The sequence below is a fragment of the Mycobacterium sp. ZZG genome, assembly GCF_054786995.1.
The window spans coordinates 35704-62125 of sequence record NZ_JBTBFV010000016.1; the positions used below are offsets into that span (position 1 = coordinate 35704).

The 26422-nt window shown below is 65.3% G+C and carries 25 protein-coding genes; 15 read left to right on the plus strand and 10 right to left on the minus strand.

Going from position 1 to position 26422, the window contains the following annotated elements; all coding sequences use genetic code 11:
• Positions 1-4: 4 nt before the first annotated feature.
• Positions 5-1147: an amidohydrolase family protein gene (locus ACXMYJ_RS11850; RefSeq protein ID WP_260754464.1), complete on the minus strand. Its 1143-nt coding sequence runs from the start codon at positions 1145-1147 to the stop codon at positions 5-7.
• A 20-nt stretch (positions 1148-1167) separates the two neighbouring features.
• On the minus strand, positions 1168-2301 hold the full coding sequence (locus ACXMYJ_RS11855; protein WP_443188800.1) for an amidohydrolase family protein: 1134 nt from the start codon (positions 2299-2301) through the stop codon (positions 1168-1170).
• A gap of 246 nt (positions 2302-2547) precedes the next feature.
• Between ACXMYJ_RS11855 and ACXMYJ_RS11860 the strand changes: the two genes are divergently transcribed.
• Entirely contained in the window at positions 2548-3558 is a 1011-nt protein-coding gene (locus ACXMYJ_RS11860; RefSeq protein WP_443188831.1) for an acyl-CoA dehydrogenase family protein, read from the plus strand.
• Complete coding sequence (locus ACXMYJ_RS11865) at positions 3542-4717, plus strand: acyl-CoA dehydrogenase family protein (RefSeq protein ID WP_443188799.1); 1176 nt, start codon at positions 3542-3544, stop codon at positions 4715-4717. The genes ACXMYJ_RS11860 and ACXMYJ_RS11865 overlap by 17 nt, the downstream gene beginning before the upstream one ends.
• A gap of 170 nt (positions 4718-4887) precedes the next feature.
• Here ACXMYJ_RS11865 and ACXMYJ_RS11870 read toward each other — a convergent pair whose 3' ends face one another.
• The 5 genes from ACXMYJ_RS11870 to ACXMYJ_RS11890 form a co-directional block, all read right to left on the minus strand.
• The gene (locus tag ACXMYJ_RS11870; RefSeq protein WP_260754461.1) at positions 4888-5325 is read right to left on the minus strand and encodes a hypothetical protein; all 438 of its coding nucleotides are present in this window, start codon (positions 5323-5325) and stop codon (positions 4888-4890) included.
• A 62-nt stretch (positions 5326-5387) separates the two neighbouring features.
• Positions 5388-6758 carry a cytochrome P450 gene (locus ACXMYJ_RS11875; RefSeq protein WP_460356325.1) on the minus strand — a complete coding sequence of 457 codons (1371 nt, stop codon included), beginning with the start codon at positions 6756-6758 and terminating at the stop codon, positions 5388-5390.
• Positions 6759-6804: 46 nt separating this feature from the next.
• On the minus strand, positions 6805-6999 hold the full coding sequence (locus ACXMYJ_RS11880) for a ferredoxin (protein WP_443188797.1): 195 nt from the start codon (positions 6997-6999) through the stop codon (positions 6805-6807).
• Positions 7000-7029: 30 nt separating this feature from the next.
• Entirely contained in the window at positions 7030-7890 is an 861-nt protein-coding gene (locus ACXMYJ_RS11885; RefSeq protein WP_460356327.1) for a mycofactocin-coupled SDR family oxidoreductase, read from the minus strand.
• 35 nt (positions 7891-7925) lie between these two features.
• The gene (locus tag ACXMYJ_RS11890; protein ID WP_443188833.1) at positions 7926-8627 is read right to left on the minus strand and encodes an SDR family NAD(P)-dependent oxidoreductase; all 702 of its coding nucleotides are present in this window, start codon (positions 8625-8627) and stop codon (positions 7926-7928) included.
• 282 nt (positions 8628-8909) lie between these two features.
• Between ACXMYJ_RS11890 and ACXMYJ_RS11895 the strand changes: the two genes are divergently transcribed.
• From ACXMYJ_RS11895 to ACXMYJ_RS11950, 12 genes are read left to right on the plus strand one after another with little or no spacing between them, the layout of a single operon-like run.
• Positions 8910-10412 carry an aldehyde dehydrogenase family protein gene (locus tag ACXMYJ_RS11895; protein ID WP_443188834.1) on the plus strand — a complete coding sequence of 501 codons (1503 nt, stop codon included), beginning with the start codon at positions 8910-8912 and terminating at the stop codon, positions 10410-10412.
• A 28-nt stretch (positions 10413-10440) separates the two neighbouring features.
• Complete coding sequence (locus ACXMYJ_RS11900; protein WP_460356331.1) at positions 10441-11649, plus strand: CaiB/BaiF CoA transferase family protein; 1209 nt, start codon at positions 10441-10443, stop codon at positions 11647-11649.
• A gap of 33 nt (positions 11650-11682) precedes the next feature.
• Positions 11683-12876, plus strand: coding sequence for a Zn-ribbon domain-containing OB-fold protein (locus ACXMYJ_RS11905; protein ID WP_460356334.1), 1194 nt, complete (start codon positions 11683-11685; stop codon positions 12874-12876).
• Positions 12873-14036, plus strand: coding sequence for a thiolase C-terminal domain-containing protein (locus tag ACXMYJ_RS11910; protein WP_460356337.1), 1164 nt, complete (start codon positions 12873-12875; stop codon positions 14034-14036). Before ACXMYJ_RS11905 ends, ACXMYJ_RS11910 begins: the two co-directional genes overlap by 4 nt.
• Complete coding sequence (locus ACXMYJ_RS11915) at positions 14026-14835, plus strand: MlaE family ABC transporter permease (protein WP_443188838.1); 810 nt, start codon at positions 14026-14028, stop codon at positions 14833-14835. The genes ACXMYJ_RS11910 and ACXMYJ_RS11915 overlap by 11 nt, the downstream gene beginning before the upstream one ends.
• A gap of 5 nt (positions 14836-14840) precedes the next feature.
• Complete coding sequence (locus ACXMYJ_RS11920) at positions 14841-15698, plus strand: MlaE family ABC transporter permease (protein ID WP_260754446.1); 858 nt, start codon at positions 14841-14843, stop codon at positions 15696-15698.
• A gap of 9 nt (positions 15699-15707) precedes the next feature.
• Entirely contained in the window at positions 15708-16901 is a 1194-nt protein-coding gene (locus tag ACXMYJ_RS11925; RefSeq protein WP_460356341.1) for an MCE family protein, read from the plus strand.
• Positions 16898-17923, plus strand: a complete 1026-nt coding sequence (locus ACXMYJ_RS11930) for an MCE family protein (protein ID WP_460356344.1) — start codon at positions 16898-16900, stop codon at positions 17921-17923. Before ACXMYJ_RS11925 ends, ACXMYJ_RS11930 begins: the two co-directional genes overlap by 4 nt.
• Positions 17923-19026, plus strand: coding sequence for an MCE family protein (locus ACXMYJ_RS11935; RefSeq protein ID WP_460356387.1), 1104 nt, complete (start codon positions 17923-17925; stop codon positions 19024-19026). Before ACXMYJ_RS11930 ends, ACXMYJ_RS11935 begins: the two co-directional genes overlap by 1 nt.
• A complete protein-coding gene (locus ACXMYJ_RS11940) occupies positions 19010-20497 on the plus strand; it encodes an MCE family protein (protein WP_443188842.1) in 1488 nt (495 codons plus the stop codon). Before ACXMYJ_RS11935 ends, ACXMYJ_RS11940 begins: the two co-directional genes overlap by 17 nt.
• Positions 20494-21834 carry an MCE family protein gene (locus ACXMYJ_RS11945; protein WP_443188843.1) on the plus strand — a complete coding sequence of 447 codons (1341 nt, stop codon included), beginning with the start codon at positions 20494-20496 and terminating at the stop codon, positions 21832-21834. Before ACXMYJ_RS11940 ends, ACXMYJ_RS11945 begins: the two co-directional genes overlap by 4 nt.
• A complete protein-coding gene (locus ACXMYJ_RS11950; RefSeq protein WP_460356347.1) occupies positions 21834-23504 on the plus strand; it encodes an MCE family protein in 1671 nt (556 codons plus the stop codon). The genes ACXMYJ_RS11945 and ACXMYJ_RS11950 overlap by 1 nt, the downstream gene beginning before the upstream one ends.
• 24 nt (positions 23505-23528) lie before the next feature.
• On the opposite strand, the gene ACXMYJ_RS11955 is transcribed toward ACXMYJ_RS11950, so the two are convergent.
• The gene (locus tag ACXMYJ_RS11955) at positions 23529-24053 is read right to left on the minus strand and encodes an Rv2253/PknI dimerization domain-containing protein (RefSeq protein ID WP_443188845.1); all 525 of its coding nucleotides are present in this window, start codon (positions 24051-24053) and stop codon (positions 23529-23531) included.
• 78 nt (positions 24054-24131) lie between these two features.
• On the opposite strand from ACXMYJ_RS11955, the gene ACXMYJ_RS11960 reads away from it, so the two are divergent.
• Positions 24132-24560 (plus strand): hypothetical protein, encoded by a 429-nt coding sequence (locus tag ACXMYJ_RS11960; RefSeq protein WP_260754434.1) that lies wholly within the window; start codon positions 24132-24134, stop codon positions 24558-24560.
• Positions 24561-24574: 14 nt separating this feature from the next.
• Here ACXMYJ_RS11960 and ACXMYJ_RS11965 read toward each other — a convergent pair whose 3' ends face one another.
• The gene (locus tag ACXMYJ_RS11965) at positions 24575-25015 is read right to left on the minus strand and encodes a hypothetical protein (protein ID WP_260754433.1); all 441 of its coding nucleotides are present in this window, start codon (positions 25013-25015) and stop codon (positions 24575-24577) included.
• 52 nt (positions 25016-25067) lie between these two features.
• Positions 25068-26348, minus strand: coding sequence for a cytochrome P450 (locus ACXMYJ_RS11970; protein ID WP_260754432.1), 1281 nt, complete (start codon positions 26346-26348; stop codon positions 25068-25070).
• Positions 26349-26422: the final 74 nt, after the last annotated feature.

The window sequence follows — 26422 nt, forward strand, 5'->3', positions numbered from 1 at the left end:
GTCCTCAGAAAACCCGTACCTGGCCCTCGAGCGCAGGCACGGTGTCCGGCAACTTGTACGTCTCGATGCCGTTCTTGAACATCACGGCCTCCCGGGCATGCTCGGGCAGGTGCTTGACCAGCCAGCGCGGGTCGTCGAACGTCCAGTGCGGGTAGTCGCTGGAGAACAGCAGGATCTTCTCGCACTCCATCCACTCGAAAGCCCGGCTGAGCTCAGTCTTGTCCTCGGGGTAGTCCAGCGGCTGGGTGGTGAACTTGATGTGGTCCTTGACGTACTCGCTCGGCTTGCGCTTGATGTCCAGCCACGACTTGCGGGCCTTGTAGAGCGCGTCCATGCGCCACATCAGCGGCAGGATCCAGGTGAACGCGTGCTCGACGAACACGATGCGCAGGTTGGGATGGCGATCGAAGGTGCCGTCGAAGATCAGGCTCATCACCTGGTTGGCCGCCAGCAGCGAGTACGTGACCATGAAGTCGTGGTTGTAGCTGGGCATACCGACCGGCGGCATCGGCAGCTCGTCGTAGTGGCTGCGCGACAGGTGGCAGCTCACCGTGATGTCGTGCTTGGTTGCCGCGGCCCAGATCGGGTCGTACTTCGGGTTGCCCCACGAGGGGCGCGGCTCGGCCTTGATCAGGATCTGCGCCATGTAGGGGTGTCCGGCCCAGCGTTCGATCTCGGCGACGCTCTCCTCGGGTTGCTGGATCGCGACGCAAATGGAGCCGCGCCAGCGCTCGTGCCAGTTGTTGTGGCTGTCCAGCCAGTGGTTGGCCTGCCAGTCGTTGAGCGCGTATGCCATCGCATGCTCTGCCTCGGGAAGTCGGGCGGGGTAGGCCGCGGGCTCGAGGATCGCGAGGTCTGCCCCGGCTTCCATGATCAGCTGCTTGAACGCCAGATCGGGGTCGCTACAGGCGAATTCGCCATCGGACGGGAAGGCGTCGACGCGCATCGCATACGAGTGCGCGTAGTCGGGTGCGTCGTAGTAAATCTGGTCGCCCACCTTGCGGGTCAGGAAGTACTTGCTGCGCCACGGCTCCGGGATGTAATCGACCAGTTCTCCACGCCGGGGGGACGGGTGGACGTCGGAGTCGACGCACCGAACGGCGATGCGCTCGGCCGCAGGTACCCGGGGGTTCGCGGTGACGGTCATGGTGCGCTCCTCTCAAACCTCTACTGTGCCGCAGCCGTCGCCGTGACGGAGGCAATGTCGGCACTTTCGATGCCGTACAACTGCGCGGCGTTTCGCCAGCACAGCTTGTCGCGCTGCTCGGGGGTGTAGGCGCCGGGCACCGACAACTCGTTGAGCTGCCAGTGCGGATAACTCGACCCGTACATCACCATGTCGTCCTTGCCGGTGAAACCGGCCCATTCGCCGGCGAAGTCGACGTCTCCGGGCCCGTCCAACGCGCCCTGCACGAAATAGACGTGGCCGGGCAGGTAGTCGCTGGGCATCCGCGGCGCCCAGGGCGTCTGCTCCAGGTGCGGGCGGCCGAAGCAGTCCATCCGCCAGATGAACGGGGTCAGCAGGTCGGCGGCGCCGTCGGCCCAGACGAACTTGAGCGCCGGCATCCTCTCGAACACCCCCTCGGCGATCATGTTCATCAGGTGGTACAGGAAATTCAGCGCGGTGAAGCCCACGAACTGCTCGTAGGTGCGGGTGACGCCGGACGGGGTGGGCGGAAGTTGAATCCCCGACCCCACCTCGAAGTGGACGGCCACCGGCCACCCGGCGTCCACGGCCGCCTCCCACAGCGGCCAGTACTGCGGTTTGCCGTACAGCTCGCGCGACTGCAGCGGGATGCCCAGCTGCACGATGCGCGGATGGTTCCGATACTTGTCGATCTCGCGCAATGCGCCCGCGACGTCGTCGGGGTTCACCCGCAACGTGCCGCGGAACTTCTCGCCCAGCTGGGGATGGTCCAGCCAGCGGGTCACCATCATCTCGTTGTGTGCGGCGGCGAGCGCCGTGCCGAGGTGGCGGTCGGGCATGATGCCGCGCGTCATCGGATGCAGAACGGCGATGTCGACACCTCTGTCGGTGAACAGATGTCTTGCCACCACCTCCGGGTCGGAACCCGGATACTGACCGTCCGGACCGGTTGACCTGTCGGCGTATTCGCCGCCGGGCGCTCCGTACCAGTCCATCTCGTAGTCGGGGAAACCTCGGCTGCGAAAGGGCTCCTGCAGGAAGTTCTGGCGCAGGTCCTTGTTGGACTGGCAGAAGATGTGCACGCTGGCATCGATGACGGGCACCTTCACCTGCGCGTCCGTGGCGCCGGTAAAGCCGTCACTGAGAACCTTCACCGAATTCTGTCCTTCACTTCCGCGGCCGAGGGCGCGGCCGTCAACAGCTTCAGTGTAGATCGTTGTTCTTCATTAGCAAGAATTCTGTTCTCCAGCGTACCGCTTAATATTCGTGCAGGTAGGACGCGTTGCTGGTCGGGTGCTCAGCTGACATTGGGCGAGAATGGATACCCGCGGCAGGAGAATGGCTGGATCATCTTCGAGAATGTTATTCTCCGGTCTGGTCGGTCGTCAGGAGGCGTGCGGGTGTTACTTGAGTTCGATGCTGATCAGAGGTTGTGGCAGGAGACCGTGCGTGACGCGGTGTCCAAACAGTGCCCGGCGTCGCTGATCCGGGATATCGCAGAGAACGGTGTCGACCCGACGCCGCTGTGGAACAGCTACCTCGACGCCGGATGGACCGAGCTGACCGATTCGGAGAACGCGGTCGAGTTGGCGATCGTGCTCGAAGAACTCGGGCGGGTCACCGACCCGACGCCGTTCCTGGCCACCCTCACGCAGTTCGCGCCGCTCGTCGGCGACCGTTACGACCCCAGCGGAGCGGGCACCGCCGTGTACTCGGGTGTCACCGCCAACCGCGACGCGCGGGGCTGGGTGCTCTCCGGGACCGACCGCTTCGTTCTGGACGGCGACCGCGCCGACCGGCTTGCCGTGGTGACGCCCGCTGGTGTCTTCTGTGTCGATCCGCGGGCCGACTCCGTCAATGTCACCACCCGGCGCGTCGACGTGTTCGACCCCGTGCTGCACGTCGCCGAGGTGTCGTTCGTCGGCGCCCAGGTCTCTGATTCGGACCGGCTGGTCGTCAACACCGAGCGCGCGCGCCACGTGGCGCTGATGGGGATGGCGATCACGATGGTCGGCGCGTGCCAGCGCATCCTCGACCTGGTGCTCGAACACGCCAAGAGCCGTCAGCAGTTCGGCGTCGCGATCGGCACGTTCCAGGCGGTCCAGCACAAGGCAACCGACATGTTCGTCGCGATCGAACGAGCCCGCGCGCTGTCGTACTTCGCGGCGCTGACCATCGCCGCCGACGACCCGCGCCGGCGGCTGGCGGCCGCGATGGCCAAGGCGTCGGCGGGCGAGTGCCAGTCGCTGGTGTTCCGGCATGGCGTGCAGCTGTTCGGGGCCATGGGCTTTACATGGGAGAACGACCTTCAGTTCGCGCTGAAGCGGGCCAAGGCGGGCGAGTTGATGCTCGGCGGGGCCGCCGAGCACCGGGCGATGATCGCGGAGGAATTTGATGCAGCTGACCTTTGATTCCGATGTGGAGGATTTCCGCGCCGAGTTCTCCGCCTTCCTCGACGAGCACACGCCGTCTGCGGCAGAGACTTTGGAGCGTCCACGCTCGGTCTCACACATGCCGCAATGGGCCAGGGACTGGCAGCGGCTGTTGTTCGACAACGGGTGGCTGCTTCCTGCGCAGCCGCCCGAATTCGGTGGCCGCAACGCGTCGGTGCTGCAGACCTTCGTGCACGCCGAGGAACTGTGCCGGCGCCGGATCTACCACAGTTTCAACCCGCAGGGCGTCAACATCATCGCCGCCTCCCTGCTGACGTTCGGCACCGACGAGCAGAAACACCAGTGGGCGGTCCCGGTGCTGCGCGGCGAACGCACCGCATCGCTGGGCATGAGCGAGCCCAGCGCCGGTTCCGACCTTGCGTCGTTGCGCACCAAAGCGGTTCGCGACGGTGATGTATTCGTGGTCAACGGTCAAAAGGTGTGGACGTCGGGGGCGCATGACGCCGATTTCCTGCTGACGTTCGTGCGCACCGACCCTGATGCGCCCAAGCACAAGGGAATCAGCGTGCTGCTGATCCCCACCGACCTCGACGGGGTGGTGTGCCGGCCGTTCGCCGACATGACCGGCATCGACAACCTCGACTTCAATGAGGTGTTTTTCACCGACGTCCGGGTCCCGGTCGAGAACCTGGTCGGCCCGCTCAACGGCGGATGGGGCGTGGCCAACGGCTCACTGGGACACGAGCGCACGATGATGTGGCTGGGTTTCGCCGACCGGATCGCCAACTGCATCGCCGACTTCCAGCCGAAGAACCCGCTTGAGCGCGACGCGCTGGCCACCAGCATCATGGACTACCAGGCGCTACGCCTGCTCGGATCGGTGGGGATCGCCAAGGCGGCGCGCGGCGAGGTGGATGTGGCCTCGGTGTCCATCCCGAAGCTGCTCGGCGCCGAGGCCGAACAGCGGATCGAGGGCCTCGCCCTGGAGGCCGCCGGACCTGACGGGCTGGTACACCCCGCCACCTCGGGACCCTATGAGCACCTGAACCTCGACCACTACTTCGCCAGCTGGTTCGAGCGCTACTGCCGCAGCTTCGGCGGCACGATCGCCGGCGGCACCTCGGAGATCCAGCGCAACATCATCGCCCAGCAGGTGCTGGGGCTGCCGCGGCGGTAAGCGATGCGGGCCCCGGTAGGAGGCCCCGCCCGGGGTGCCCGCCCTGGATGCGCTGCGGTTTCACTGCTGCGCCGCGGCGGCATTCCCTGCGGTAAGACGCGGCGAGAGTGCGCGAAATTGCGGTTGGGTGCGGCATGTCGCCCGCAGACACGCACGGTCGCGGAGAAGAACTACAAGCGCTGCAGGGCGAATGTCCAGAACTGGGTGCCCGGAGGGCCGTTGAAGCACCCGACGTCGTACTTCGAGTCGATGGTTCCCAGTAGTGTCTGGGCATCCCACGAGTAGGTCTCGCGGGTCGGCATCACATGCCCGGGGCACTGGAGTCCGTCGGGCACATCGACAGTGAACGTATAACGGCCGTTGTCGAGCCAGACCTTGCTCTCGTAGTACTGGTAGTACGCCAACCGCGGTCGCGCGGCGACGTTGAGGCAGTTCGGGTCCTTCTCCGGGATGCACAGCGACACGAACCAGAACCATGACGCGCGGGTGTACCTGTTGGTCAGCAGGTCGTAGTTGCCGATGGCAAAGCTTGCCGACGACGGCGGTGCGAGAAGCGTCGCCACCGACATCAATGCGGCAACCATCGTCGCGATCATGCGGAACTTCATCGCTGTCCTCCCAGCTTTCGCCGTCACTCATCGAACCATTCCGGCGTGACATCCGGGGCCGATTAGTCGATGACGGCCGCTTCTTTACGCTCGGTGATCGGTCGGGCGAGCTCCTGCTCGTCGCAGATCCGCTGGAGCTTGACCAGGGTCTCTTCGAGGCCGGGACCCAGCGGCTTGCCTGGGGTGAACGTGGCCGGAAGCTTGCGCATGCCCTGGATGACACCGATGGTGTCGTAGTGCACCGTACCCTCGGGGTCGCACACATAATCGGGCATGCGGTCCAGCACCGCGGTGAGCATCGACTTGAATACCGTGCGTGCGACGTTGGAGCCGACGCAGCGATGTACACCGATCCCGAAACTGAAGTGGCGGTTACCTTTGCGGTCCAGCACCACCTCGTGGGGGCGCTCGAACACCGACGGGTCCCGGTTGGCCATCGCCCAAGACAGCCACAGCCGCTCATATCGTTTGAACTGGTGACCCTCGACCTCGACATCCTCGGAGAAGGTGCGGCCGTCCCCAGGGGCAGGGGTGAAGAACCGCAGGAACTCCTCGGTGGCCGGATGCAGAAGCGTGGCCCGCTCCTTGCTGAGACGTTCCCTCTCCTGCGGGTGCTCGCCGAGCCACTCCAGGGCGTGCGCCGTCAGCGCGGTGGTGGTGTCGAACCCGCCGCCGATGATCAACCCGAGATTGCCCAGGATCTCCATGTCCGGTGCCGGCTCGCCGTCGATCCGTAACTGCAGTAGCGCATTCACCAGACCCGGACGCGGGTTCTCGCGGATCTCCATCATGTTGTTGATGAGATCGATGCCCATCTCGCGATGCTGCTCGTTGATCTTCTCGCGTTCGGGCGCATGCTCGGGCGTGTACACCGACGCGTGTGTCGGCTCGCTGTAGACGTTCCACTTGTCGAGCCGGATGCCCATCATCGCCAGGGTGAACACCGCGGGCACCACATTGGCCAGATCGTCGACGAAGTCGATTCGGCCCGACTCGATGTGCTCATCCAGTGCGGCGCGGGTGATCTCGTCGATGAACGGTTCCCAGCGCTTGATCGCGGCGGGGGACAGGTAAGGGTTCAGCGCACCGCGGTAGGCGCTGTGCTCCGGCTCGTCCATCTCCAGAATGCCCCCGCGAACCACAGTGGCACGACTTGCTTTCGGGATCGTGATGCCTTGGAACGGCGTCTCACCGGAGATGTCGTGGTGATTCGACACCGCAGGACAGCGTGCGAGTTCGAATACGTGCTTGCTGTCGGCGGCCACCCAGTGCCCGTTGTAGGTCTCCGACCACGCCATCGGGCACTTGGCGTGCATCTCCTCGGTGATCTTCTCGAACTGCAGCCGGTACTCCGGGGTGTGCCTGTCGAAGTAGTACGTGTTCTTCTTGCGGTTGTCGTCGGCGGTGCCGCTCACGACGTCGTCGACACTCAAAGGTCTGCTCTCCCTGTGTATTCCGGCTGGAGGACTGCGGTCACAGTCACTCTTCGATCGAGATCGCCTGTTCCGGGCAGGACTGCACGGCCTCCCGCACGGCGTCCTCCTGGTCGGCCGGGACGATCTCGTTGACCGGCGAGGCGGTACCGTCGATGTCGCTGAGTTCAAAGGAATCCGGTGCGATCATCGAACACAGCGTGTGCCCCTGGCACCGTCCCGAATCAACCCAAACCTTCACGGCCTCGCCTCCTCAACTTCGATGTGCCGCTCACGCGTGGTAGTCGTACCACTTCAGATAGCCGCCGGCGTCGACGCGCAACTGCATTCCGGTGACGTACCTGGCCTCGTCCGACACCAGCCACAGGATCGCGTTGCTGATGTCCTCCGGTTCGATGAAATTGACCTTCATCGCCTGCTGCACACCGAAGACCGGCTCGGCGTCGGCCCGGGTAGGGTTCTCCAGGTCCGGCCGGAACGACTTGTACATCGGCGGGCTCTGCAGCATGTCGGTGTTGCAGTTGGTCGGATGTACGACATTGGCGCGGATACCGCGGACGGCGAGCTCAGTCGCGAGATCATGCACGTATTGCGAGAGAAGACGTTTCGAGGTCATGTAAGCCATGCCGCCGGGATCGTTGCCCGGATTGGGCTTGTTGTGCGCATCCATCAGCGCCGCGGTCGAGCCGGTTGCCACGATCGATGCGCCCTCCTTCAGGTGCGGCAACGCGACCTGGATGGCGTTGATGGTGCCGACCAGGTTGGTGTTGATCACGTCGGTCCACGCCTGCATGGGCGGGGTTCCCTTCATGCCGGCGATGCCGGCCTGGGCGATGACGATGTCCACACCGCCCAATTGGGCGATACCGTCCTCGAGGGCCTTCTTCAGCTGTGCGGCATCACGCACGTCGGCCTTCGCGGCGACGATGTGCTGCCCGGTCTTCTCGACGAACGCCGCGGTCTCTTCCAGATCTTCGGGCGTGGCCATCGGATACCCGATGGTGTCGACGTTCTCGCAGAGATCGACCGCGATGATGTCGGCGCCCTCTTCGGCGAGCCGTACGGCGTGGCTGCGGCCTTGACCGCGTGCCGCCCCTGTGATGAAGGCGACCTTGCCTTGAACGCGTCCCATGAACAGTCGTCCTTTCGCTGAAATGTGCTGGCTTGTCAGGTGTTCCGGCCGCCGTTGACGCCCAGGATCTGACCGGTGATGTAGCCGGCCTCCTCGGAGATGAAGAAGGCGCAGGCGGCGGCGATGTCCTCCGGGCGACCCATCCGGCGCACCGGCGTCTGCTCGATCTGTTTCTGGGTGTCGCCGAGGAAGCCGCGCTGCTCGGCCTTGCGCAGCATCGGGGTGTCGATGAAACCCGGCGGGACCGCGTTGACGGTGATGCCGGCGGGTCCGTACTCCAACGCCAGCGACTTGGTAAGCCCGTTGACCGCCGACTTGGCCGCGACGTACGGCGACATAAACGGCTGGCCGGAATGCGTGCTCGACGACGAGATGTTCACGATGCGGCCCCAGCCGGCCTCGATCATGTCCGGCAGCACCGCCTGAACGCAGTGGAAGACGCCGTTGAGGTTGACGTCGACGACCTTCTGCCATTCGTCGAACGTCAGGTCCAGGAACTTCTTGAACCGGTCCAGCCCCGCAGCGTTCACCAGTACCGTGACCGGCCCCAGTTCCGCGCGGATCTCGGCCAGTGCGGCGTCGACGGCGGCCCGGTCCGTCACGTCGGCGGCGTAGGAGAACTTCTCCTCGCCCGGGTTCAGATCGATCGTGGCCACGCGCATGCCGTCCGCGCGCAGCCGCTCCGCCACGGCGGCGCCGATACCCGATGCGCCTCCGGTCACCACAGCGTTTCTCACGCGCCGGCTCCATCCATCGCTTCAGCCTTCAAGAATCATCCTTCCGATTATGAGAACCGTACTCTCGCACCATGCACGATCGCAAGACAATTGCGGCGGTGTGTTCACACTGGTGAGACGTTCGATGCCGGATTGTCGCACCGCTTATCCCAGGCAGTGGCCGTCCCGCGCATTTCCTTGAGTTCTCATCCAGCGAATGTATGATTCGCCGGTGATGAGAATGCAGTTTCCATCACATAACCCCACATCGCACCTGTGACGTCACAGCTGTTGAGGAGGATGATGCAGGAAACAGCCACGATCGCGGACGGAAACCGGGGGCCGAGCGCAGGGGCCGGGCGCGCCGCGCGACGCCTGTTGATCGGGGGGCAGCTCCTCGAAACCGAGCGGACGTTTCCTTCTGTCAATCCGGCGACCGGCGAGGTGCTGGGGCACGCCCCCAACGCGACGGTCGCCGACGCGGAGGCCGCCGTGGCCGCCGCCCGGCAGGCCTTCGACGCCGGTGACTGGGCCACCGATGTCCAGTTGCGGATCCGGTGCCTGGAGCAGTTCCACGCCGCCCTCGTCGAACACCGCGACGAGCTGGCCGCATTGACGATCGCTGAGGTCGGTGCCACTCCGGCGCTGTGCCAGGGCGCGCAGTTGGATCAGCCGATCGAGATCGTCCGCTACTACACCGAACTGTTGACGAGCTACCCGTTCACCGAGGACCTCGGCGACATCGAGAGCCGGGGTATGCAGCATCACCGCTGGGTCGAGAAAGAAGCTGCCGGCGTCGTCGCGGCGATCATCGCCTACAACTACCCCAACCAGCTGGCCCTGGCGAAACTCGCTCCGGCGCTGGCCGCGGGCTGCACGGTGGTGTTGAAGTCCGCACCGGACACGCCGCTGATCACGCTCGCGCTCGGCGAGCTGATCGCCGAGCACACCGACATCCCGGCCGGGGTCGTGAACGTGCTGTCCGGCGCGGACCCGGCCGTCGGCGCCGCGCTGACCGCCAGCCCCGACGTCGACATGGTCACCTTCACCGGGTCGACCCCCACCGGGCGCGCCATCATGGCCGCCGCGAGCGCCACCCTCAAGAAGGTGTTCCTCGAGCTCGGTGGGAAGTCGGCGGCAATCGTCCTCGACGACGCCGACTTCAACACCGCCGCGCTGTTCTCGGCGTTCAGCATGGTCACCCACGCCGGTCAGGGGTGCGCGCTGACCTCGCGGCTGCTCGTGCCCGAGCAGCACAAGGACGAGATCGTCGAGCTGGTGAAGGCCAACTTCGGGCATGTGCGTTACGGGGATCCGGCCGACCCGTCGACGTACATGGGGCCGCTGATCAGTGAGAAGCAGCGCGACAAGGTCGACGGGATGGTCAAGCGCGCGGTCGAGGCCGGCGCCACCCTGGTCACGGGGGGCGAGAAGGTCGATCCCGGCTACTTCTACACCCCGACCCTGCTGGCCGACGTCGATCCCGACAGCGAGATCGCCCAGGAGGAGGTGTTCGGTCCGGTGCTGGCCGTTATCACCTATACCGACGACGACGACGCGGTGCGCATCGCGAACAATTCGATCTACGGACTGTCCGGTGCCGTCTTCGGCAGCCAGGACCGCGCGCTGGCGGTGGCCCGCCGGATCCGCACGGGCACGTTCTCCATCAACGGCGGTAATTACTTCAGCCCCGACAGCCCGTTCGGCGGGTTCAAGCAGTCGGGCATCGGACGCGAGATGGGCCGGGCCGGCCTCGAGGAGTTCCTGGAATCGAAGACGTTCGCGACGGTGGTGGGTCAGCCGTGAGCGCTCCCATGAGAAGGAGAGGGCACCGATGAGCAAGCCCCTGGACGGGATCCGCGTCCTCGAGGTGGCGATGTACGGCTTCGTCCCGTCGGCGGGCGCCGTGCTCGCGGAGTGGGGCGCCGACGTGATCAAGGTCGAGCACGCCGTCACCGGCGACCCGCAGCGCGGGTTGCGCCAGACCGGCTTGTTGCGGGTGGAGGGAGATCCGAACCCGAACATCGAGCACGCCAACCGGCTCAAGCGCAGCATCGGGCTGGACATGTCGGTCCCGGAAGGCAAGGAGGTGCTGCTGGAGCTGGCCCGCCGCGCGGACGTATTCCTGACCAGCTTCCTGCCGGGCCACCGCCAGAAGTTCGGCATCGACGTCGACGACATCCGCGCGGTCAACCCGAAGATCGTGTACGCCCGCGGCAGCGCGCTGGGTCCCCGCGGTGAGGAGTCGGTCAAGGGCGGTTACGACATGACCGCGTTCTGGTGCCGGGCCGGCACCGCGGCCACCATCACCCCGCCGGGAACCCCCGGCATGGTCGGTCCGCCCGGACCGGCCTACGGCGACACGATCTCCGGCACGAACCTCGCCGGGGGTATCGCCGCGGCGCTGCTCAAGCGGGAGCGCACCGGAGAGCCGTCGATCGTCGACGTGTCGCTGTTGGGTAGCGGGCTGTGGGCCCTGGGACACACGGTGGCGCTGACCAACCACCTCCACCAGCGGATGGAGGCCTTCCCGCCCGGTGTGCACGGTTCGCCGATCAATCCGTTGGTCGGTCTGTACCCGACCGCCGACGATCGCTACATCTCGTTCGTGATGATGCAGCCGACCAAGTTCTGGGCCGACGTCTGCAAGCACATGGAGCTCGGCGAGCTGGCCGACGATCCGCGGTTTGCCACCGCCGAGTCGTTCGCCGAGAACACCGCGGAGGCGGCCGAGATCCTCAAGGAGGCGATGAGCAAGCGTCCGCTGGCCGAGTGGAGCGAGCGCTTCGCGACGCTGGCCGGGCCCTGGGCACCGGTGCAGGACACCCTCCAGGCCGCCGAAGACGCCCAGATCCGTGCCAACGAATACCTGGTCCAGGCAGGTGAACTGGAGCTCGTGGCCAACCCTGTGCAGTTCGACGTGGTCGCGCCGACCTCGGGACCGGCTCCCGGTTTCGCCCAACAGACCGACGACATCCTCGTCGAACTGGGTCTCGATTGGGACCGCATCATCGAGCTCAAGACCGCCGGCGCCGTCACCTGACTCTTCGCCGTCCTTACCCGGAAGTTCCGCCAAATGCCTTACGTCACGTCCATCGGCACCTACCTGCCGTGCTGGGGTACCCCCCTGCGCCGGGTCGCCGGTGATGACGAGGACGCCGTCACCATGGCCGTGGAGGCCGGCCGGGCGGCGCTGACCGCAGGCGATGCGGTCGAACGGGTGGTGTTCGTCAGCCGCGATCTGCCGCTGCTGGAGAGCAGTAACGCGGCGGTACTGCTGGCCGGGCTCGGACTGGATCCGGAGCTGGAGGTCGACGAACGTCTGGGTGGTGCACCGGCCACCGTCGACGCCGTCAGCTCGGCGCGGCCGCGCACCCTGATCATCGGGGCGGACCTGGCACCCGCCGGGGCCGCGGCCATCGTCACGGGCGAGCACGGTCTGCAGGTGCGCACCGCCGCCCGCGTCGCGCGCAGCCTGCCGGTGCGCACCCGCAAGGCCACCGGGGACGTCCACGACTACGGAGATCCGCGACTTCTTCACGAGCGCGGACTGATCGCGTCATTGGCGGCAGCCTGGCTGGACACTCCCGTCGCGGTGGCCGGGGTCGATCATGATCGGGCAACCGCTCTCTGCCTCGGCGACCCGCCCGCGCTCCCCACGTCGGGCGCGAGCGCGAGCCTGTTCGCGCTTGCCGCGCTCGCCGAATCGGGCCGGACGGGCCCACTGGTCGCCGTGGAGCAGGCGATCCTGTCCGGCATCAGTGTCAGCGGCGGCAGCGCCCAGACCTACCGCAGGGAACCCCAGCCTCGTCCGGTGCCCGATGGCGTCTTCGCCGCCGACGCGGAAATTCCGATCTCGCTGGCCGCCTACGAGCGAGCTTTCGAAGCCAAGGTGCGTTGGGAGGCAGGACAATTCGGGACATCTGGGGAGCTCGACTTTCCTCCGCGCTACCGAGTCGCCGACAACGGAGCGCTGGCCACCGACTACGAGCTGGTTCCGTTGCCCAGGACCGGCAGGGTCTACACGGAGACGACGGTGCACATCCCCGTCCCGGGTCTGCGCACGCCGTACTCGCTGGTCATCGTCGAGCTCGACGGTGTCGGGGTGCGCGCTCTGGTCAAGGTGACCGGAGCTGAGCCCGGCACCGTCGACATCGGCCATCACGGGCGCCTGGTGCTGCGGCGCGTGGCGGTCCGGTCCGGTGTGCCGGACTACGGCTACGCTTTCGAACCCCACCCGGCGCAGTCCGGGGTCAGGGGGGCTGCATGAGGAGGGTGGCGATCGTCGGCGCCGGCATGACGCCGTTCGGGGAGCATTTCGCGCTGGGGATGAAAGACCTGCTGCCCATGGCGTTCTCCGCGTGTGCCCGCACCGTGGACAAGGGCTTGTCGAAGGCGGACCTTCAGGCTGCGTGGTTCGGCGCGATGGGCACCGCCGACGGCTTTCCATCCGGTATCCTCGCCGACACGCTCGGCCTGCCCGACCTACCGGTAACCCGCGTCGAGAATTCCTGCGCGACGGGCCATGACGCGATCCGCAATGCGTTGTTCGCGGTCGCCTCGGGCGCCTTCGACGTGGCACTGGTGATGGGTGCGGACAAGTTGCGCGACACCACGAGTGCCGAGATGTTGTGGGAGTGGGAGGCGATGGCGCGCGACATGGCCTGGGATTACCCGCTCGGTCTGGTGGCTCCGGCAGGATTTGCCTTACACGTTCGTCGATATCTCCACGAATCTCCGGCAACTGAAGAACACTTAGCCATGGTGGCGGTCAAGAACCACCGCCATGGAGTCAACAACCCGAAGGCGCGGTTGCGCTTTGAGATCACGATGGAGCAGGCCCTGAACGCACCAACGGTGGTGACCCCGTTCCGGCTGTACGACTGCGCGCCGCAGAGCGACGGTGCCGCGGCGCTGGTGATCGCCGCGGACGATGTCGTCGACCGGTTCACCGACCGGCCTGTTTGGATCAGCGGCGTCGGAATCGGTCTGGATTCGGTGATGCACCAGCACAAGTTGGACCTGACGACGTTCCCGGCGACGACCAGAGCAGCCAAGCAGGCCTACGCCATGGCAGGCAGGACCCCGACCGATGTCGACGTCGCTGAGGTGTACGACTTCCTGACCGGTATCGAGCTGATGAGTTACGAGGACCTCGGCTTCGCCGAAAGGATGGGTGGCTACAAGCTTCTCGAAGCCGAGGTGACCAGCGTGGGCGGCGCGCTTCCGGTGAATCCCAGCGGTGGGCTCAAGGCCAAGGGGCACCCGCCCGGCGCCACCGGTGTGGCGCAATGTGTCGAGTTGTTCGCCCAGCTGCGAGGCGAGGCGGTCAACCAGGTCGACGGCGCCCGAATCGGGCTGGCGCACACAGTCGGCGGCCCGACGGCCGTAGCGGCGGTCACGATGTTGGAGGGGCCTGATGGCGGTTAAGGGACCGGAGCGCTGGTCGACCGGGATTTCGTTGCCGAATGGTTTGTCGGGTGCGATGCAGGCTGTTGGCGGGTTTTTCTCGATGGCGTTGGATGCGGTGCGTTATGTGTTTGTGCGGCCGTTTCAGTGGCGGGAGTTTTTGGAGCAGTCGTGGTTTGTTGCGCGGGTGTCGATGGCGCCGACGTTGTTGGTGGCGATTCCGTTCACGGTGTTGGTGTCGTTCACGTTGAACATCTTGCTGCGTGAGTTGGGTGCTGCTGATTTGTCTGGGGCGGGTGCGGCGTTCGGTGCGGTGACGCAGGTGGGTCCGCTGGTCACGGTGTTGATTGTGGCCGGGGCGGGGGCCACGGCGATGTGTGCTGATCTGGGGTCGCGCACTATCCGTGAGGAGATCGACGCGATGGAGGTGCTGGGTATCAATCCGGTGCAGCGGCTGGTCACGCCGCGGATGCTGGCTTCGGGTTTGGTGGCGCTGCTGCTCAACAGCCTGGTGGTGATCATCGGGATCCTGGGTGGTTATTTCTTCTCGATCTTCGTCCAGGACGTGAACCCTGGTGCGTTCGCGGCCGGGATCACGCTGCTGACCGGGGTGCCCGAGGTGATCATCTCGTGTGTCAAGGCGGCGTTGTTCGGGTTGATCGCCGGGTTGGTGGCGTGCTATCGCGGGTTGACCATCAGTGGCGGTGGTGCCAAGGCGGTGGGTAATGCGGTCAACGAGACGGTGGTGTATGCGTTCATGGCGTTGTTCGTGATCAATGTGGTGGTCACGGCCATCGGTATCCGGATGACGACGGGATAGCGGCGATGGGTACTTCGACGATTCTGCGGTCGCGGTTTCCGCGGCTGGTCGGTTACGCCGGTCGGCCGGTGGATGTGCTTTCGCGTATCGGTGATCACACGCTGTTCTATGGTCGGGCCCTGGCCGGGGTGCCGCATGCGGCGGTGCATTTCCGCAAGGAGATCATCCGGCTGATCGCTGAGATCTCGATGGGTGCGGGGACGTTGGCGATGATCGGTGGCACTGTGGTGATCGTCGGGTTTTTGACTCTGGCCGCCGGCGGGACTTTGGCGATTCAGGGTTATTCGTCGTTGGGCAACATCGGTATCGAGGCGCTCACCGGGTTTTTGGCGGCGTTCATCAACGTGCGTATCGCCGCGCCGGTGGTGGCCGGGATCGGGTTGGCCGCGACGTTCGGTGCCGGGGTGACTGCGCAGCTGGGTGCGATGCGGATCAACGAGGAGATCGACGCGTTGGAGTCGATGGGGATCCGGCCGGTGGAGTATCTGGTGTCGACAAGGATCGTGGCCGGGATGGTGGCGATCGCGCCGTTGTACTCGATCGCGGTGATCTTGTCGTTTCTGGCGTCGCAGTTCACCACCGTGGTGTTGTTCGGCCAGTCCGGTGGGCTCTATGACCACTATTTCGACACCTTCCTCAACCCGATCGACCTGCTCTGGTCGTTCCTGCAGGCGGTGCTGATGGCGATCGCGATCTTGTTGGTGCACACCTACTTCGGCTACTTCGCCTCCGGCGGCCCGTCGGGGGTGGGTGCCGCGGTCGGCAACGCTGTGCGCACCTCCCTGGTCGTGGTGGTCTCGGTGACCCTGCTGGTGTCGCTGTCGATCTACGGTTCCAACGGCAACTTCAACCTGTCGGGCTAGGGAGACGCGTTGAATCGAAATCTTGCCCGGCCCTTGGCCGGCCTCGCACTGGTTGTCGCACTGCTCGTGGTGCTTGCGGTCTCGATCGGTCTGTTCGCCGGAAAGTTCACCGAAACAGTTCCCGTCACCGTGATCTCGAACCGTGCCGGTCTGGTGATGAACCCCGACGCAAAGGTCAAGATGCGCGGCGTCCAGGTCGGCAGCGTCCGTTCGATCGACTACCGGCCGGACGGCACCGCCGCGCTGCAGCTGGACATGGACCCCTCCCAGTTACACCTGATCCCGTCCAACGTTCAGGTCGACATCGCGTCGTCGACGGTCTTCGGCGCCAAGTTCGTCCAACTCGAAGCCCCGAAGAACCCGAGCGGTGCGCTGCAGAAGGGGCAGGTGCTCACAGGTGACCATGTCACCGTCGAGATCAACACCGTCTTCCAGCGCCTGGTTCAGGTGCTCGACAGCGTCGAGCCCACCAAGCTCAACGAAACCCTCGGAGCGATCTCGCAGGCATTCAACGGCCGCGGGGAGAAGTTCGGTGACACGCTTACTGACTTCAACGCGCTGCTGGCCAAGATCGAACCCAGCCTGCCGAACCTCTCCCACGACATCGAAGCCTCAGTGCCCGCACTGGAGGCCTACGCCGACGCCGGGTCTGATCTGGTTGCGACGGTCGAGAACACCACGACACTGAGCAACTCCATCGTGGACGAGCAGGACAACCTGGACCAATTCCTGGTCAGCTCAATAGGTTTGGCAGACCTTGGCAACGACGTGGTCGGGAGCAATCGCGAGGCGCTGACCGACGTGCTCCACAAGCTCGAACCCACCACCGGTCTGTTGAACCTGTACAAGAAGTCGTTGTGGTGCGGCATCGGCGGTCTGGTTCCGTTCGCGAAGTCCCCGCCCCAGTTCTCCGGAATCTTCGTCTCCGCCGGTCTGACGCTGGGCGTCGAGCGCTACCGTTACCCGCGCGACCTCCCGAAGGTGGCGGCCAAGAGTGGTGGCCGCGACTACTGCGCGGAACTGGGCCTGCCCGAAATGCCGGCCGAGTTCGTCCCTCCGCTCATCGTCGGCGACGTCGGGTCCAACCCGGCGCAGTACGGCAACGCGGGCATCCTCCTGAATTCAGAGGGATTGAAGAACTGGCTGTTCGGACCTCTTGACGGGCCACCGCGCAACACCGCACAGATCGGAATGCCCGGATGACGCGCTCCACCGGCACCCTCATCAAGTTCACCATCTTCGGCCTCGTCATGGCCCTGTTGACCGCCTTCCTGTTTCTGGTGTTCAGCGACACCAGAACTGGTGCGGCCCACGAATACACCGCGGTCTTCAAGGACGCGTCCCGACTGAAATCCGGAGATACCGTGCGGATCGCCGGTATCCGGGTCGGCACCGTCAAAGACGTCGAACTGCAGCCCGACCGCAGTGTGCTGGTGACCTTCGACGCCGACCGCAACACCGTGCTGACGACCGGAACCAACGCCGCGATCCGCTATCTGAACCTGGTCGGAGACCGCTATCTGGAACTGGTTGACACACCCGACTCCAACCAGATCGTCCCTGCAGGAGGACAGATCCCCGAGGACCGGACCGCTCCGGCCCTCGATCTCGACGTCTTGCTCGGCGGGCTCAAACCGGTGATCCAGGGTCTCAATCCCGAAGACGTCAACGGGCTGACATCGGCGCTGATCCAGATCCTGCAGGGGCAGGGCGGAACATTGGACTCCTTGTTCTCGAAGACATCGTCGTTCAGCAACTCGCTGGCCGACAACAACCAGGTCATCGAGGAGTTGATCGTCGACCTGCGCACAGTCCTCGACACGCTCGCCAAAGACGGTGACGAATTCTCCGGTGCGATCGACAAGCTTGAACAGCTGGTCAGCGGACTGTCGGCCGACCGGGATCCGATCGGGACCGCCATCACGGCTTTGGACAACGGCACCGCATCGCTGGCGGACCTGCTCGGCAGGGGCCGGGCACCGTTGGCCAACACCGTCGACGAGCTGAACAGGCTTGCGCCGCTGGTGGACAACGATCTGGATCGACTCGACGCGACGCTTCAGCGTCTGCCCGAGATCTACCGCAAGCTCGCTCGTGTCGGGTCGTACGGCGCGTGGTTCCCGTACTACATCTGCGGTATCACCTTCCGCGCCAGTGATCTGGAGGGACGCACGGTGGTCTTCCCCTGGATCAAGCAAGAAGAGGGAAGGTGCGTGGACGAGTAATGCTCAAATACCGCGGTTCTCAACTCGCCAAGGCAGGCTTCATCGGCGTTGTCTTGATCATCCTGGTCATCGCCGTCGGCCTGCAGCCGGAACGACTGATGTCCTGGGCGACGGCAGTTCGTTACCAGGCACTGTTCACCGAAGCCGGCGGCCTCACCGTCGGCAACGACGTCACCGTATCCGGCATCAAGGTCGGCTCGGTGTCGTCGATCAAGCTCGAAAACGGCGACGCACTCGTCGGGTTCACCATCGGCGGCAAGTACGCGCTGGGCTCCGACACCACGGCCCATATCCGCACCGGAACGCTGCTGGGTGAGCGTGTCCTCGCGCTCGACTCCCAGGGCAGCGGCACCCTCGATCCGCAGCACGTGATTCCGACGAGTCGGACATCGTCGCCGTACTCATTGACGGATGCCGTGAGTGAGCTGACCGAAAACACCGCCGACACCGACACCGGTGCGCTGAACCAGTCACTGGACATCCTGTCTGAGACGCTGGACCAGATTGCGCCGCAACTGGGCCCGACCTTCGATGGCCTGTCGCGGCTGTCCCAGTCCCTCAACAGCCGCAACGAAAGCCTCGCCGAACTACTCCGGACCGCCGGAGAGGTGACCGGGATCTTCTCCGAGCGCAGCAGGCAGGTCAACGCGCTGATCCTCAACTCCAACGACCTACTGGCAGTGCTCAATGACCGTCGCTACGCGATCACGAGCCTGCTCGCCAACATCTCGACGGTGTCGCAGCAGTTGTCGGGTTTGGTCGCCGACAACGAAGCAGAACTCGCGCCGGCGCTGGAACGGCTCAACAACGTGACGCGCATGTTGGAGAGGAACCGCGACAACCTCGCCAAGATGCTCCCGGGTGCGGCGAAGTACTACCTCACGCAGGGTGAGATCGTCTCCAACGGTGCGTATTACAACGCGCTGATTCCGAACATCCAACCCGCACAGCTGTTGCAGCCGTTCCTGGAATACGCCTTCGGATTCCGGCGCGGTGTCGAACAGGGGCAGCCGCCGGACAACGCCGGACCGCGAGCTGAACTCCCGTTCCCTGTCAACAGCCTTCCGCAGCCTGGAGATCTCCCCAATGATGGCAACCCGTAAGCGGCTGGTGGCGGGCACGGCGATCGTGCTGGCCATTCTGCTGATCGCCGGCGCGGCCTTCCTCGTCCGGCAGGTGTTCTTCGGCCCGAAGACCATCACGGCCTACTTCCCGACGGCGACCGCGATCTATCCGGGCGACGAGGTTCGGGTGTCGGGCGTCAAGGTCGGCACGATCGACAAGATCGAGCCGGAGGGCACGCTGACGAAGATGACGCTCAAGGTCGACAGGGGAGTGCCCGTCCCCGCCGACGCGAAGGCCGTCATCGTGGCGCAGAACCTGGTGGCCGCTCGCTATGTCCAGCTCACCCCGGCCTACCGGGACGGCGGCGGGCCGACGATGGACGACGGGGGCGTCATCCCCGAGAACCAGACCGCGGTCCCGGTCGAATGGGATGAAGTCAAAACTCAATTGATGCGCCTCTCAGAGGAATTGGGCCCACAGACCGGAGTGAACGGAACATCGATCTCGCGCTTCGTCGACAGCGCCGCCAATGCGATGGAAGGCAACGGCGAGAAACTGCGCGAAACGCTGCGGCAACTCTCCGGTGTGGCGCGGATCTTCGCCGAGGGCAGCGGCAACATCGTCGACATCATCAAGAACCTGCAGATGTTCGTGTCCGCGCTGCGCGACAGCAAGGACCAGATTGTGCTGTTTCAGAACCGTCTGGCCACACTGACCAGCGTTGTCAACGACAGCCGGTCGGACCTCGACGCCGCCCTGACCGACCTGTCCTTCGCCATCGGTGAGGTACAGCGGTTCGTGGTCGGCAGCAGGGACCAGACCACCGAACAGATCCGCAGCCTCGGTCAGGTCATGCAGGTGCTTGCCGACAACAAGTTGGCGCTCGAGAACGTCCTCCACATCACGCCCAACGCGATCGCGAACTTCGAGAACATCTATTATCCGAACGGCGGGTCGGTGACCGGCGCTTTCTCGGTATCCAACTTCTCGAACCCGGTGTGGTTCGTGTGCGGTCTCATCGGTGCTGTCGCCAACACGACCGCGCCCGAGACCGCCAAGCTCTGCTCGCAGTACCTCGGGCCCGCCTTGCGCTCGATACCCATTCACAATCTGCCGTTCCCGATCAACGCGTACTTGCGGCCGGCGGTGAGTCCTGAGCGGATGATCTACACCGATCCCAAGCTCGCGCCAGGTGGAGCCGGGCCGGGCGATCCGGCCGAGATACCGCCGACCGTGTCCGCATACACGGGTTCCGGCGACATCCCGCCGCCGCCGGGGTGGGGCGCACCGCCCGGACCGCCAGGGATCTACCAGCCGGATCCCGATGCCCCGGCGACACCGTCACCGGCGTTGTTCCCCGGTGCACCGATTCCGGGGCCGCCCAACATCCAGTCGAACATCCCGGCACAGACAGTCGACGGGCTGCTGCTGCCCTCCACGCCCGCTCCGGCGGCGCCGGTGCCACCCACAGCGCCCCTATTGCCTGCGGAAGGGATGCCGCCATCATGAGAAGCGGTGTGAAGCAGTTGACAGTCGTCGGTTGTGCTGTCGCACTGTCCCTTTCCGGCTGTGCGTTCCAGGGGGTGAACTCTCTGCCCCTACCGGGGGCGGTGGGGCGGGGTCCCGACGCGATCACCTACCACGTTCAGGTGCCGAACGTCGCGACGCTGGAGTCGAATTCGCCGGTCATGATCGACGACGTCGTCGTCGGCAGCGTCGGCAAGATGACCGTGCAGAATTGGCACGCCGCGGTAGAGATCTCGGTGAAACCCGATGTGGTGATTCCTGCCAACGCCGTGGCGACCGTGGGGCAGACCAGCCTACTGGGGTCGATGCATCTTGCGCTGAATCCACCGCTGGGGGACAAGCCGTCCGGACGGCTCGAACCGGGATCCACACTCCCGCTGAACTCGTCGTCGACCTATCCGACCACCGAGCAGACCCTGTCGTCGCTCTCCACCGTCGTCAACGGCGGCGGCCTCGGCCAGATCGGCGACATCATCCACAACATGAACACCGCGCTGTCGGGGCGTGAGCCCGAAATCCGCGAACTGCTCACCAGGTTGGACAATTTCGTCGGTGTCCTCGCTGAGCAGCGCGAGAACATCATCGCGTCGATCCAGCAGTTGCGCCGGGTGGCAGGCACTTTCGCCAATCAGCGCGAAGTGATCGATCGGGCGCTCAAGGAGATCCCACCGGCCATCGACGTGCTGATCAGGGAGCGGCCGACCTTCACCACCGCGCTCGATCGGCTCGGCACCTTCAGCGACACCGCGACGCGACTTGTCAACGACGCGGGCGACGATCTAGTCCAGAACCTGGAGAACCTCGGTCCCGTCCTCGGTGCGCTCGCGGACATCGGACCCGACCTGAATGAGGCGGTGCTGTGGGCCAGCGCGTTCCCGTACGGGCCGACGTTCGCCGACCGCATCACCAAAGGCGACTTCATCAACCTGTACGCGGTCTTCGACATCACCTATCCACGCCTGAAGAAGACGCTTCTCCTAGGGACGCGGTGGGGTGACGAGAACGCCAAACTGATTCCCGCGCCCGGTGATCCCTACTACTTGAACTATGCCTACAATCCCTTGAATTTCGGCGTCGCGCCTCCGCCGCAAGAGGCTGCGCCGCCGCCGGCTGAAGGCACTGCGCCCGCGCCGACGGTTGTCATCCCGGCCGAGCCGATCCTGCCGGTGCTGCCCCCGCCACCGGCCGCGCCGTGGCTGCCGCAGGCGCAACCACTGCGCGGTGACCAGATCTTCGCCGGCCCGTACGCGGGGCAGACGCCGCCACCACCCCATGCGCCGCCCGTACCTGCGGTGCCGACACCTGGAGGAGGTGGCTGATGCTCACCCGCTTCGTCCGAAATCAGCTGATCATTTTCACCATTGCGTCGATAGTGGGCGTGGCGGTGATGCTGTTCACCTACATGCAGGTGCCCACGCTGCTGGGAGTCGGCCGGCTCGCCGTGACTCTGGGATTGCCCGAGTCGGGCGGTCTCTACCGGTTCAGCAACGTGACATACCGCGGCGTCCAGGTCGGCAAGGTCACCAGCGTGGCGCTGACCGAGAGAGGTGCTGAAGCCACACTGTCCCTTGATACTTCGCCCAAGATCCCCGCGAATCTGCGGGCCGAGGTGCGCAGTGTGTCCGCGGTCGGTGAGCAGTACGTAGATCTGCGACCGGCAACCGATGACGGGCCTTTCCTGGAGGACGGGTCGCGAATCCCGGTGACTGCGACGTCAGTGCCGCAGCAGGTCGGCCCGATGCTCGATCAGTTGAGCGCGTTGGTCGACAGCCTCCCGAAGGACCGGATTCCCGACCTGCTTGACGAAACCTTCAAGGCGTTCAACGGTGCGGGACCCGACTTCGGATCGCTGCTCGACTCGGCTGCACAGGTGACCGACGACGTCAACGGCGTCTCCGACCAGATGCGCTCCCTGATCGACGACAGTCGACCGCTCATCGATTCACAGGCCGAGACCACCGATGCGATCCGGACTTGGGCAGCCAGTTTGAACGGTGTTTCGGCGCAGGTCGTCCAGAACGACCCACAGGTCCGGGCGCTCCTGCAGAACGGCCCCGGATTCGCGCAAGAGGTCAGCACGTTACTCAATCAGGTGAAGCCGACGCTGCCGATCCTGTTGGCTAATCTGAGCACCGTGGGGCAGACCTTGCTCACCTACAATCCCGCGATCGAACAGCTTCTCGTGCTGTTCCCGGGCATCATCGCCGCCCAGCAGTCCTTCGGCCTGCCGCAGAACAGCCCGACAGGTCTGCCGATGGGCGATTTCGCGCTGACGATCAGCGACCCGAACCCGTGCACCGTCGGGTTCCTGCCGTCGACGCAGTGGCGATCGCCGGAGGACGAAACCACGATCGACACCCCGGACGGCCTGTATTGCAAACTGCCGCAGGATTCGCCGATGAATGTTCGTGGTGCACGGAACTACCCGTGCATTGAGCACCCTGGCAAACGCGCTCCCACCGTGGAACTCTGCAACGATCCCAGGGGATTCGTTCCCACCGCGATCCGCAACCACATCACCGGGCCGTACCCGTTCGACCCGAACCTTGTGTCTCAAGGCGTCCCGATCGATTCGTTCGTCGAGGGACCGGACCGGATCTACACCCCGGTCGAAGGAACACCGCTGCCTCCGGGAGCGGTGCGGGCGGGCACGCCACCGGTGTCGGAGCCCGGCACACCGCCGTTCCCCGTCGGTGCGCCCGCCCCGGTGGTTCCGGGGGCGCCGCCGCCTGCGCAGCCGCCGATCCTTCCTTCGGCACCGCTGCCGCCGGGGCAGGCCGTCCCCGTGGCACCGGCGCCGCCTCCCGGCGCGGTCCCCGCCGCACCAAGCGCCTTCGGGGGCAACGATGCCGGCGTGCCGACTGTGGGGACTGCGCAATACAACCCGCAGACGGGGGAGTACCTGGCGCCGGACGGATCGATGCATCAGGTCACGAATGTGACGACGGGCTCTGCGCCGAAGTCGTGGCAGGACCTGCTGCCGATGTGACGGATCGCCGAGAGCCGGCGCGGTCTAGGAGATTCGGTCCAACCGCACCGGCAACTCGATCACCTTCGACAGATTGACCCCGCAGGCGCCACTGTCGCTCTTGGTGATGTTGCGGCCCGCGATCGTGGTCATGTTCCTCTTGATCCGATGTTGCGTGCCGGGATCAACTCCCCAAAGCAGGAACTTCTGATAGCCGGTGGCGAAAGTCCCATTGGGACAAGGCATCCAGTTCGGGACAACGTGCTCGACGAAGTAGAAGTCGTCGAGCCTGATCGGCCCGGTCCACCCGAGCGAGCTCTTGACCTCACCCGTGCATTCGATCGGGCTGACACAGGTCATGTTGATCGTCCACGTCTCGAGGACGGACTGCTGCTTGATCTTCACCTGGTTGGTGCGTGCCCAGTCACCGTCGGAGTAGACGCGCCACGTTCCGCTGAGGTTGACGCCCCACTCCGGGTCGTCCGCGTGCGCGGCGGGAGTGAAGTTCAGGCTTCCCAGTACGGCGAGGGCCGTCGCGGCGAATCCACTGACCAAACGTGTAGCGCGCATGGGTTCTAGCCTAATGGTGCTCAGAGTAGAGCTCTCCAAAAGCGAGAATTTCGTTCTGGGGCATGGGAAAATGTCAGGATGCGATCTCTCGTCGCAGCGCTCGCTGCCGTAGCGGCCCCCGCCGTGCTGATCTCCGCTCCACCCGCCGCGGCTCAGCCGCCCCCACCACCGCCCGGCGAAGCGTGCAACTATCCGAACTGCACACCTGGGATCATGCCCAATGTGGTTCTTGGGTCCTATTGCGCCAACACCACTTATTACGCGTTCGGAGTGACGGACTGGGGTCGGCTGGTGTTCTGCGGGTCGCCACGGCGCTACGAGCCGCGCTGGTTCCGCTCACCGGAAATGCACGGGATCAAGAACGAAGGCGACTTGTGCCCGGCGCTCGACGGTCAGGTGGCGCAGGCGCCGGACGGGCTGTTCCTGACATGCATCGCCAAAAACAATCGCTCCTACTGGGCGCGCGGCGATGTCTCGGTCGGCGGTGGCAATCCACCTCCTCAGTGATTGGGCGAGGTGGCCTACCAGGGGCGCTGCGAGCAGAGCGCGCCCCTAAGGCCTGAATCCGTCGCGACGACGACGCCGTCGACCTGCAGTTCGCATACGAACCCGGGATCGGCCAATGCGGGCGTCTGCGCCGTCGGCAGGCCCACCACAACGAGGGACCACTGCGCCGGGTCCGCCAGCCAGGTCTCGAACACCCAGGGCTTGTTCGGGCCGAGGGTAGCTTCCTGATTGGGCGTGTACAGGTACGGGTTGTGGCTGTACTCGCCCCAGTTCGGCGGATCCTTCTCGCGGTAGTAGATCTCCGCGTTGACGATGTCCTGGCTCGCGCCGACCGTGTACTTGACGTGATGCAGTGGGGGTTGCGCGCCGGCCGTGCCACCCGTGATGACGACTCCGGCCGTGACCAGTCCGGTCACGGACGCAGCGACGATCGGAACCGCTTTGCAGAACACCATTTTCGAATTTTAGAACGAGGCTTCGGTGCGCGTGCCGGAATCGCGGCTCCCGCTAACGAACCGGGTTGAAGGTGATGTTCAGTTCGGTGAGCCCGCGCAGGATGAACGTCGGCTCATAGTTGTAGCGACGCGCACCCGGAGGGCCGTGCAGCTCCTCGTCGATCGCGATGTCCGACATCCGGTCCAGGATCCGTTCGATGGACACGCGACCCTCCACGCGTGCCAGCGGGCCGCCCGGGCACGAGTGCACACCGCGGCCGAACGCGATGTGCTCACGCACATTCTTGCGGTCGAGGTCGAATTCGTGCGGATGCTCGAACCGACCGGGATCGCGGTTCACCGCCCCCGGGCACACCATCAGCGTGGTGCCCGCCGGAACGTCCACGTCACCGACCGTGGTGTTCTTCTTGGCCAACCGGAACTGGCTCTTGACCGGAGCGTCCATCCGCAACGCCTCCTCGATGAACACCGGGATGCGGCTGCGGTCGCGGCGCAGACGCTCCTGGACCTCGGGATGGTCACCGAGCACGCGCAGGGAGGCGGTGAGCAATTTGGTGGTGGTCTCCTGGCCGGCGGCGAACAGGAAGGTGGCCGACCGGACCACTTCGATCACCGGGGGTGTCGAGCCGTCCGGGTACTTGGCCGTGGCCAACGCCGTGAGCACGTCGTCGCGCGGATTTTCCCGGCGGTCCTCCAGATAGCCGATGAACTTCTCGTCGAGCCACTCCAGCGGGTTGGTGCCGACCAAGTCGCTGTGATCGAGCGAGCCGACGTTGGCGCCCGGACGGGGCGCGCCCAGCACGGTGCGGAACTCCTCGTGGTCAGCCTCGGGGACTCCCAGCATGTCGGCAATGACCAGGAGTGAGAACGGTTTTGCGTAGGCGGTCAGAAACTCGCAGCGGCCCGCGGCGATGAAGTCGTCGAGAACCTCGTCGGCCAGCCGCCACATGAAGTCCTCGTTCTCCTTGAGCCGGCTGGGCGTCAGGAGTCGGTTCAGCAGAGAGCGGGCGTTGGTGTGGTCGGGCGGGTCCATCGTGACCATGTGCTCGAACATCGGCATCTGCGGCCGGTGCGCGGTGATCTGGTCGGTGATGTCGTCACCTTCGGGGGTGAACGGCAGCGGCGGGAACGGTCCGGCGACGGCGATACACGACGAGAAGGTGTCGGCGTCCTTAAGCACGACGGCGGCCTCCTCGTAGCCGGTGACCGCGAGCACGCCATAGTTCGGCTCCTGTGTCACCGGGCACTTGCTGCGCAGATGATCGAAGTACGGGTGGGGGTCAGGCACCAGGGAGGGGTCGGTGAAGTAGTCGATGGTGTCGAAATCGGTCATGTCCGAGGCCTCCCGAGGCTGGCGGAGTTGATCGTGCTTGCGAAAATTGCTGAGCACCTGCTTAGCATGGTGTG

Excerpts from the sequence above, each read along its gene's own strand:
- ACXMYJ_RS11940 (WP_443188842.1), top strand. The coding sequence starts at position 19,010 with ATGATGGCAACCCGTAAGCGGCTGGTGGCGGGCACGGCGATCGTGCTG.
- ACXMYJ_RS11910 (WP_460356337.1), top strand. The coding sequence starts at position 12,873 with ATGAGGAGGGTGGCGATCGTCGGCGCCGGCATGACGCCGTTCGGGGAG.
- ACXMYJ_RS11900 (WP_460356331.1), top strand. The coding sequence starts at position 10,441 with ATGAGCAAGCCCCTGGACGGGATCCGCGTCCTCGAGGTGGCGATGTAC.
- ACXMYJ_RS11905 (WP_460356334.1), top strand. The coding sequence starts at position 11,683 with ATGCCTTACGTCACGTCCATCGGCACCTACCTGCCGTGCTGGGGTACC.
- ACXMYJ_RS11935 (WP_460356387.1), top strand. The coding sequence starts at position 17,923 with ATGCTCAAATACCGCGGTTCTCAACTCGCCAAGGCAGGCTTCATCGGC.
- ACXMYJ_RS11920 (WP_260754446.1), top strand. The coding sequence starts at position 14,841 with ATGGGTACTTCGACGATTCTGCGGTCGCGGTTTCCGCGGCTGGTCGGT.
- ACXMYJ_RS11960 (WP_260754434.1), top strand. The coding sequence starts at position 24,132 with ATGCGATCTCTCGTCGCAGCGCTCGCTGCCGTAGCGGCCCCCGCCGTG.
- ACXMYJ_RS11950 (WP_460356347.1), top strand. The coding sequence starts at position 21,834 with ATGCTCACCCGCTTCGTCCGAAATCAGCTGATCATTTTCACCATTGCG.
- ACXMYJ_RS11970 (WP_260754432.1), bottom strand. The coding sequence starts at position 26,348 with ATGACCGATTTCGACACCATCGACTACTTCACCGACCCCTCCCTGGTG.
- ACXMYJ_RS11850 (WP_260754464.1), bottom strand. The coding sequence starts at position 1,147 with ATGACCGTCACCGCGAACCCCCGGGTACCTGCGGCCGAGCGCATCGCC.
- ACXMYJ_RS11865 (WP_443188799.1), top strand. The coding sequence starts at position 3,542 with ATGCAGCTGACCTTTGATTCCGATGTGGAGGATTTCCGCGCCGAGTTC.
- ACXMYJ_RS11945 (WP_443188843.1), top strand. The coding sequence starts at position 20,494 with ATGAGAAGCGGTGTGAAGCAGTTGACAGTCGTCGGTTGTGCTGTCGCA.
- ACXMYJ_RS11930 (WP_460356344.1), top strand. The coding sequence starts at position 16,898 with ATGACGCGCTCCACCGGCACCCTCATCAAGTTCACCATCTTCGGCCTC.
- ACXMYJ_RS11915 (WP_443188838.1), top strand. The coding sequence starts at position 14,026 with ATGGCGGTTAAGGGACCGGAGCGCTGGTCGACCGGGATTTCGTTGCCG.
- ACXMYJ_RS11895 (WP_443188834.1), top strand. The coding sequence starts at position 8,910 with ATGCAGGAAACAGCCACGATCGCGGACGGAAACCGGGGGCCGAGCGCA.
- ACXMYJ_RS11885 (WP_460356327.1), bottom strand. The coding sequence starts at position 7,890 with ATGGGACGCGTTCAAGGCAAGGTCGCCTTCATCACAGGGGCGGCACGC.
- ACXMYJ_RS11955 (WP_443188845.1), bottom strand. The coding sequence starts at position 24,053 with ATGCGCGCTACACGTTTGGTCAGTGGATTCGCCGCGACGGCCCTCGCC.
- ACXMYJ_RS11870 (WP_260754461.1), bottom strand. The coding sequence starts at position 5,325 with ATGAAGTTCCGCATGATCGCGACGATGGTTGCCGCATTGATGTCGGTG.
- ACXMYJ_RS11965 (WP_260754433.1), bottom strand. The coding sequence starts at position 25,015 with ATGGTGTTCTGCAAAGCGGTTCCGATCGTCGCTGCGTCCGTGACCGGA.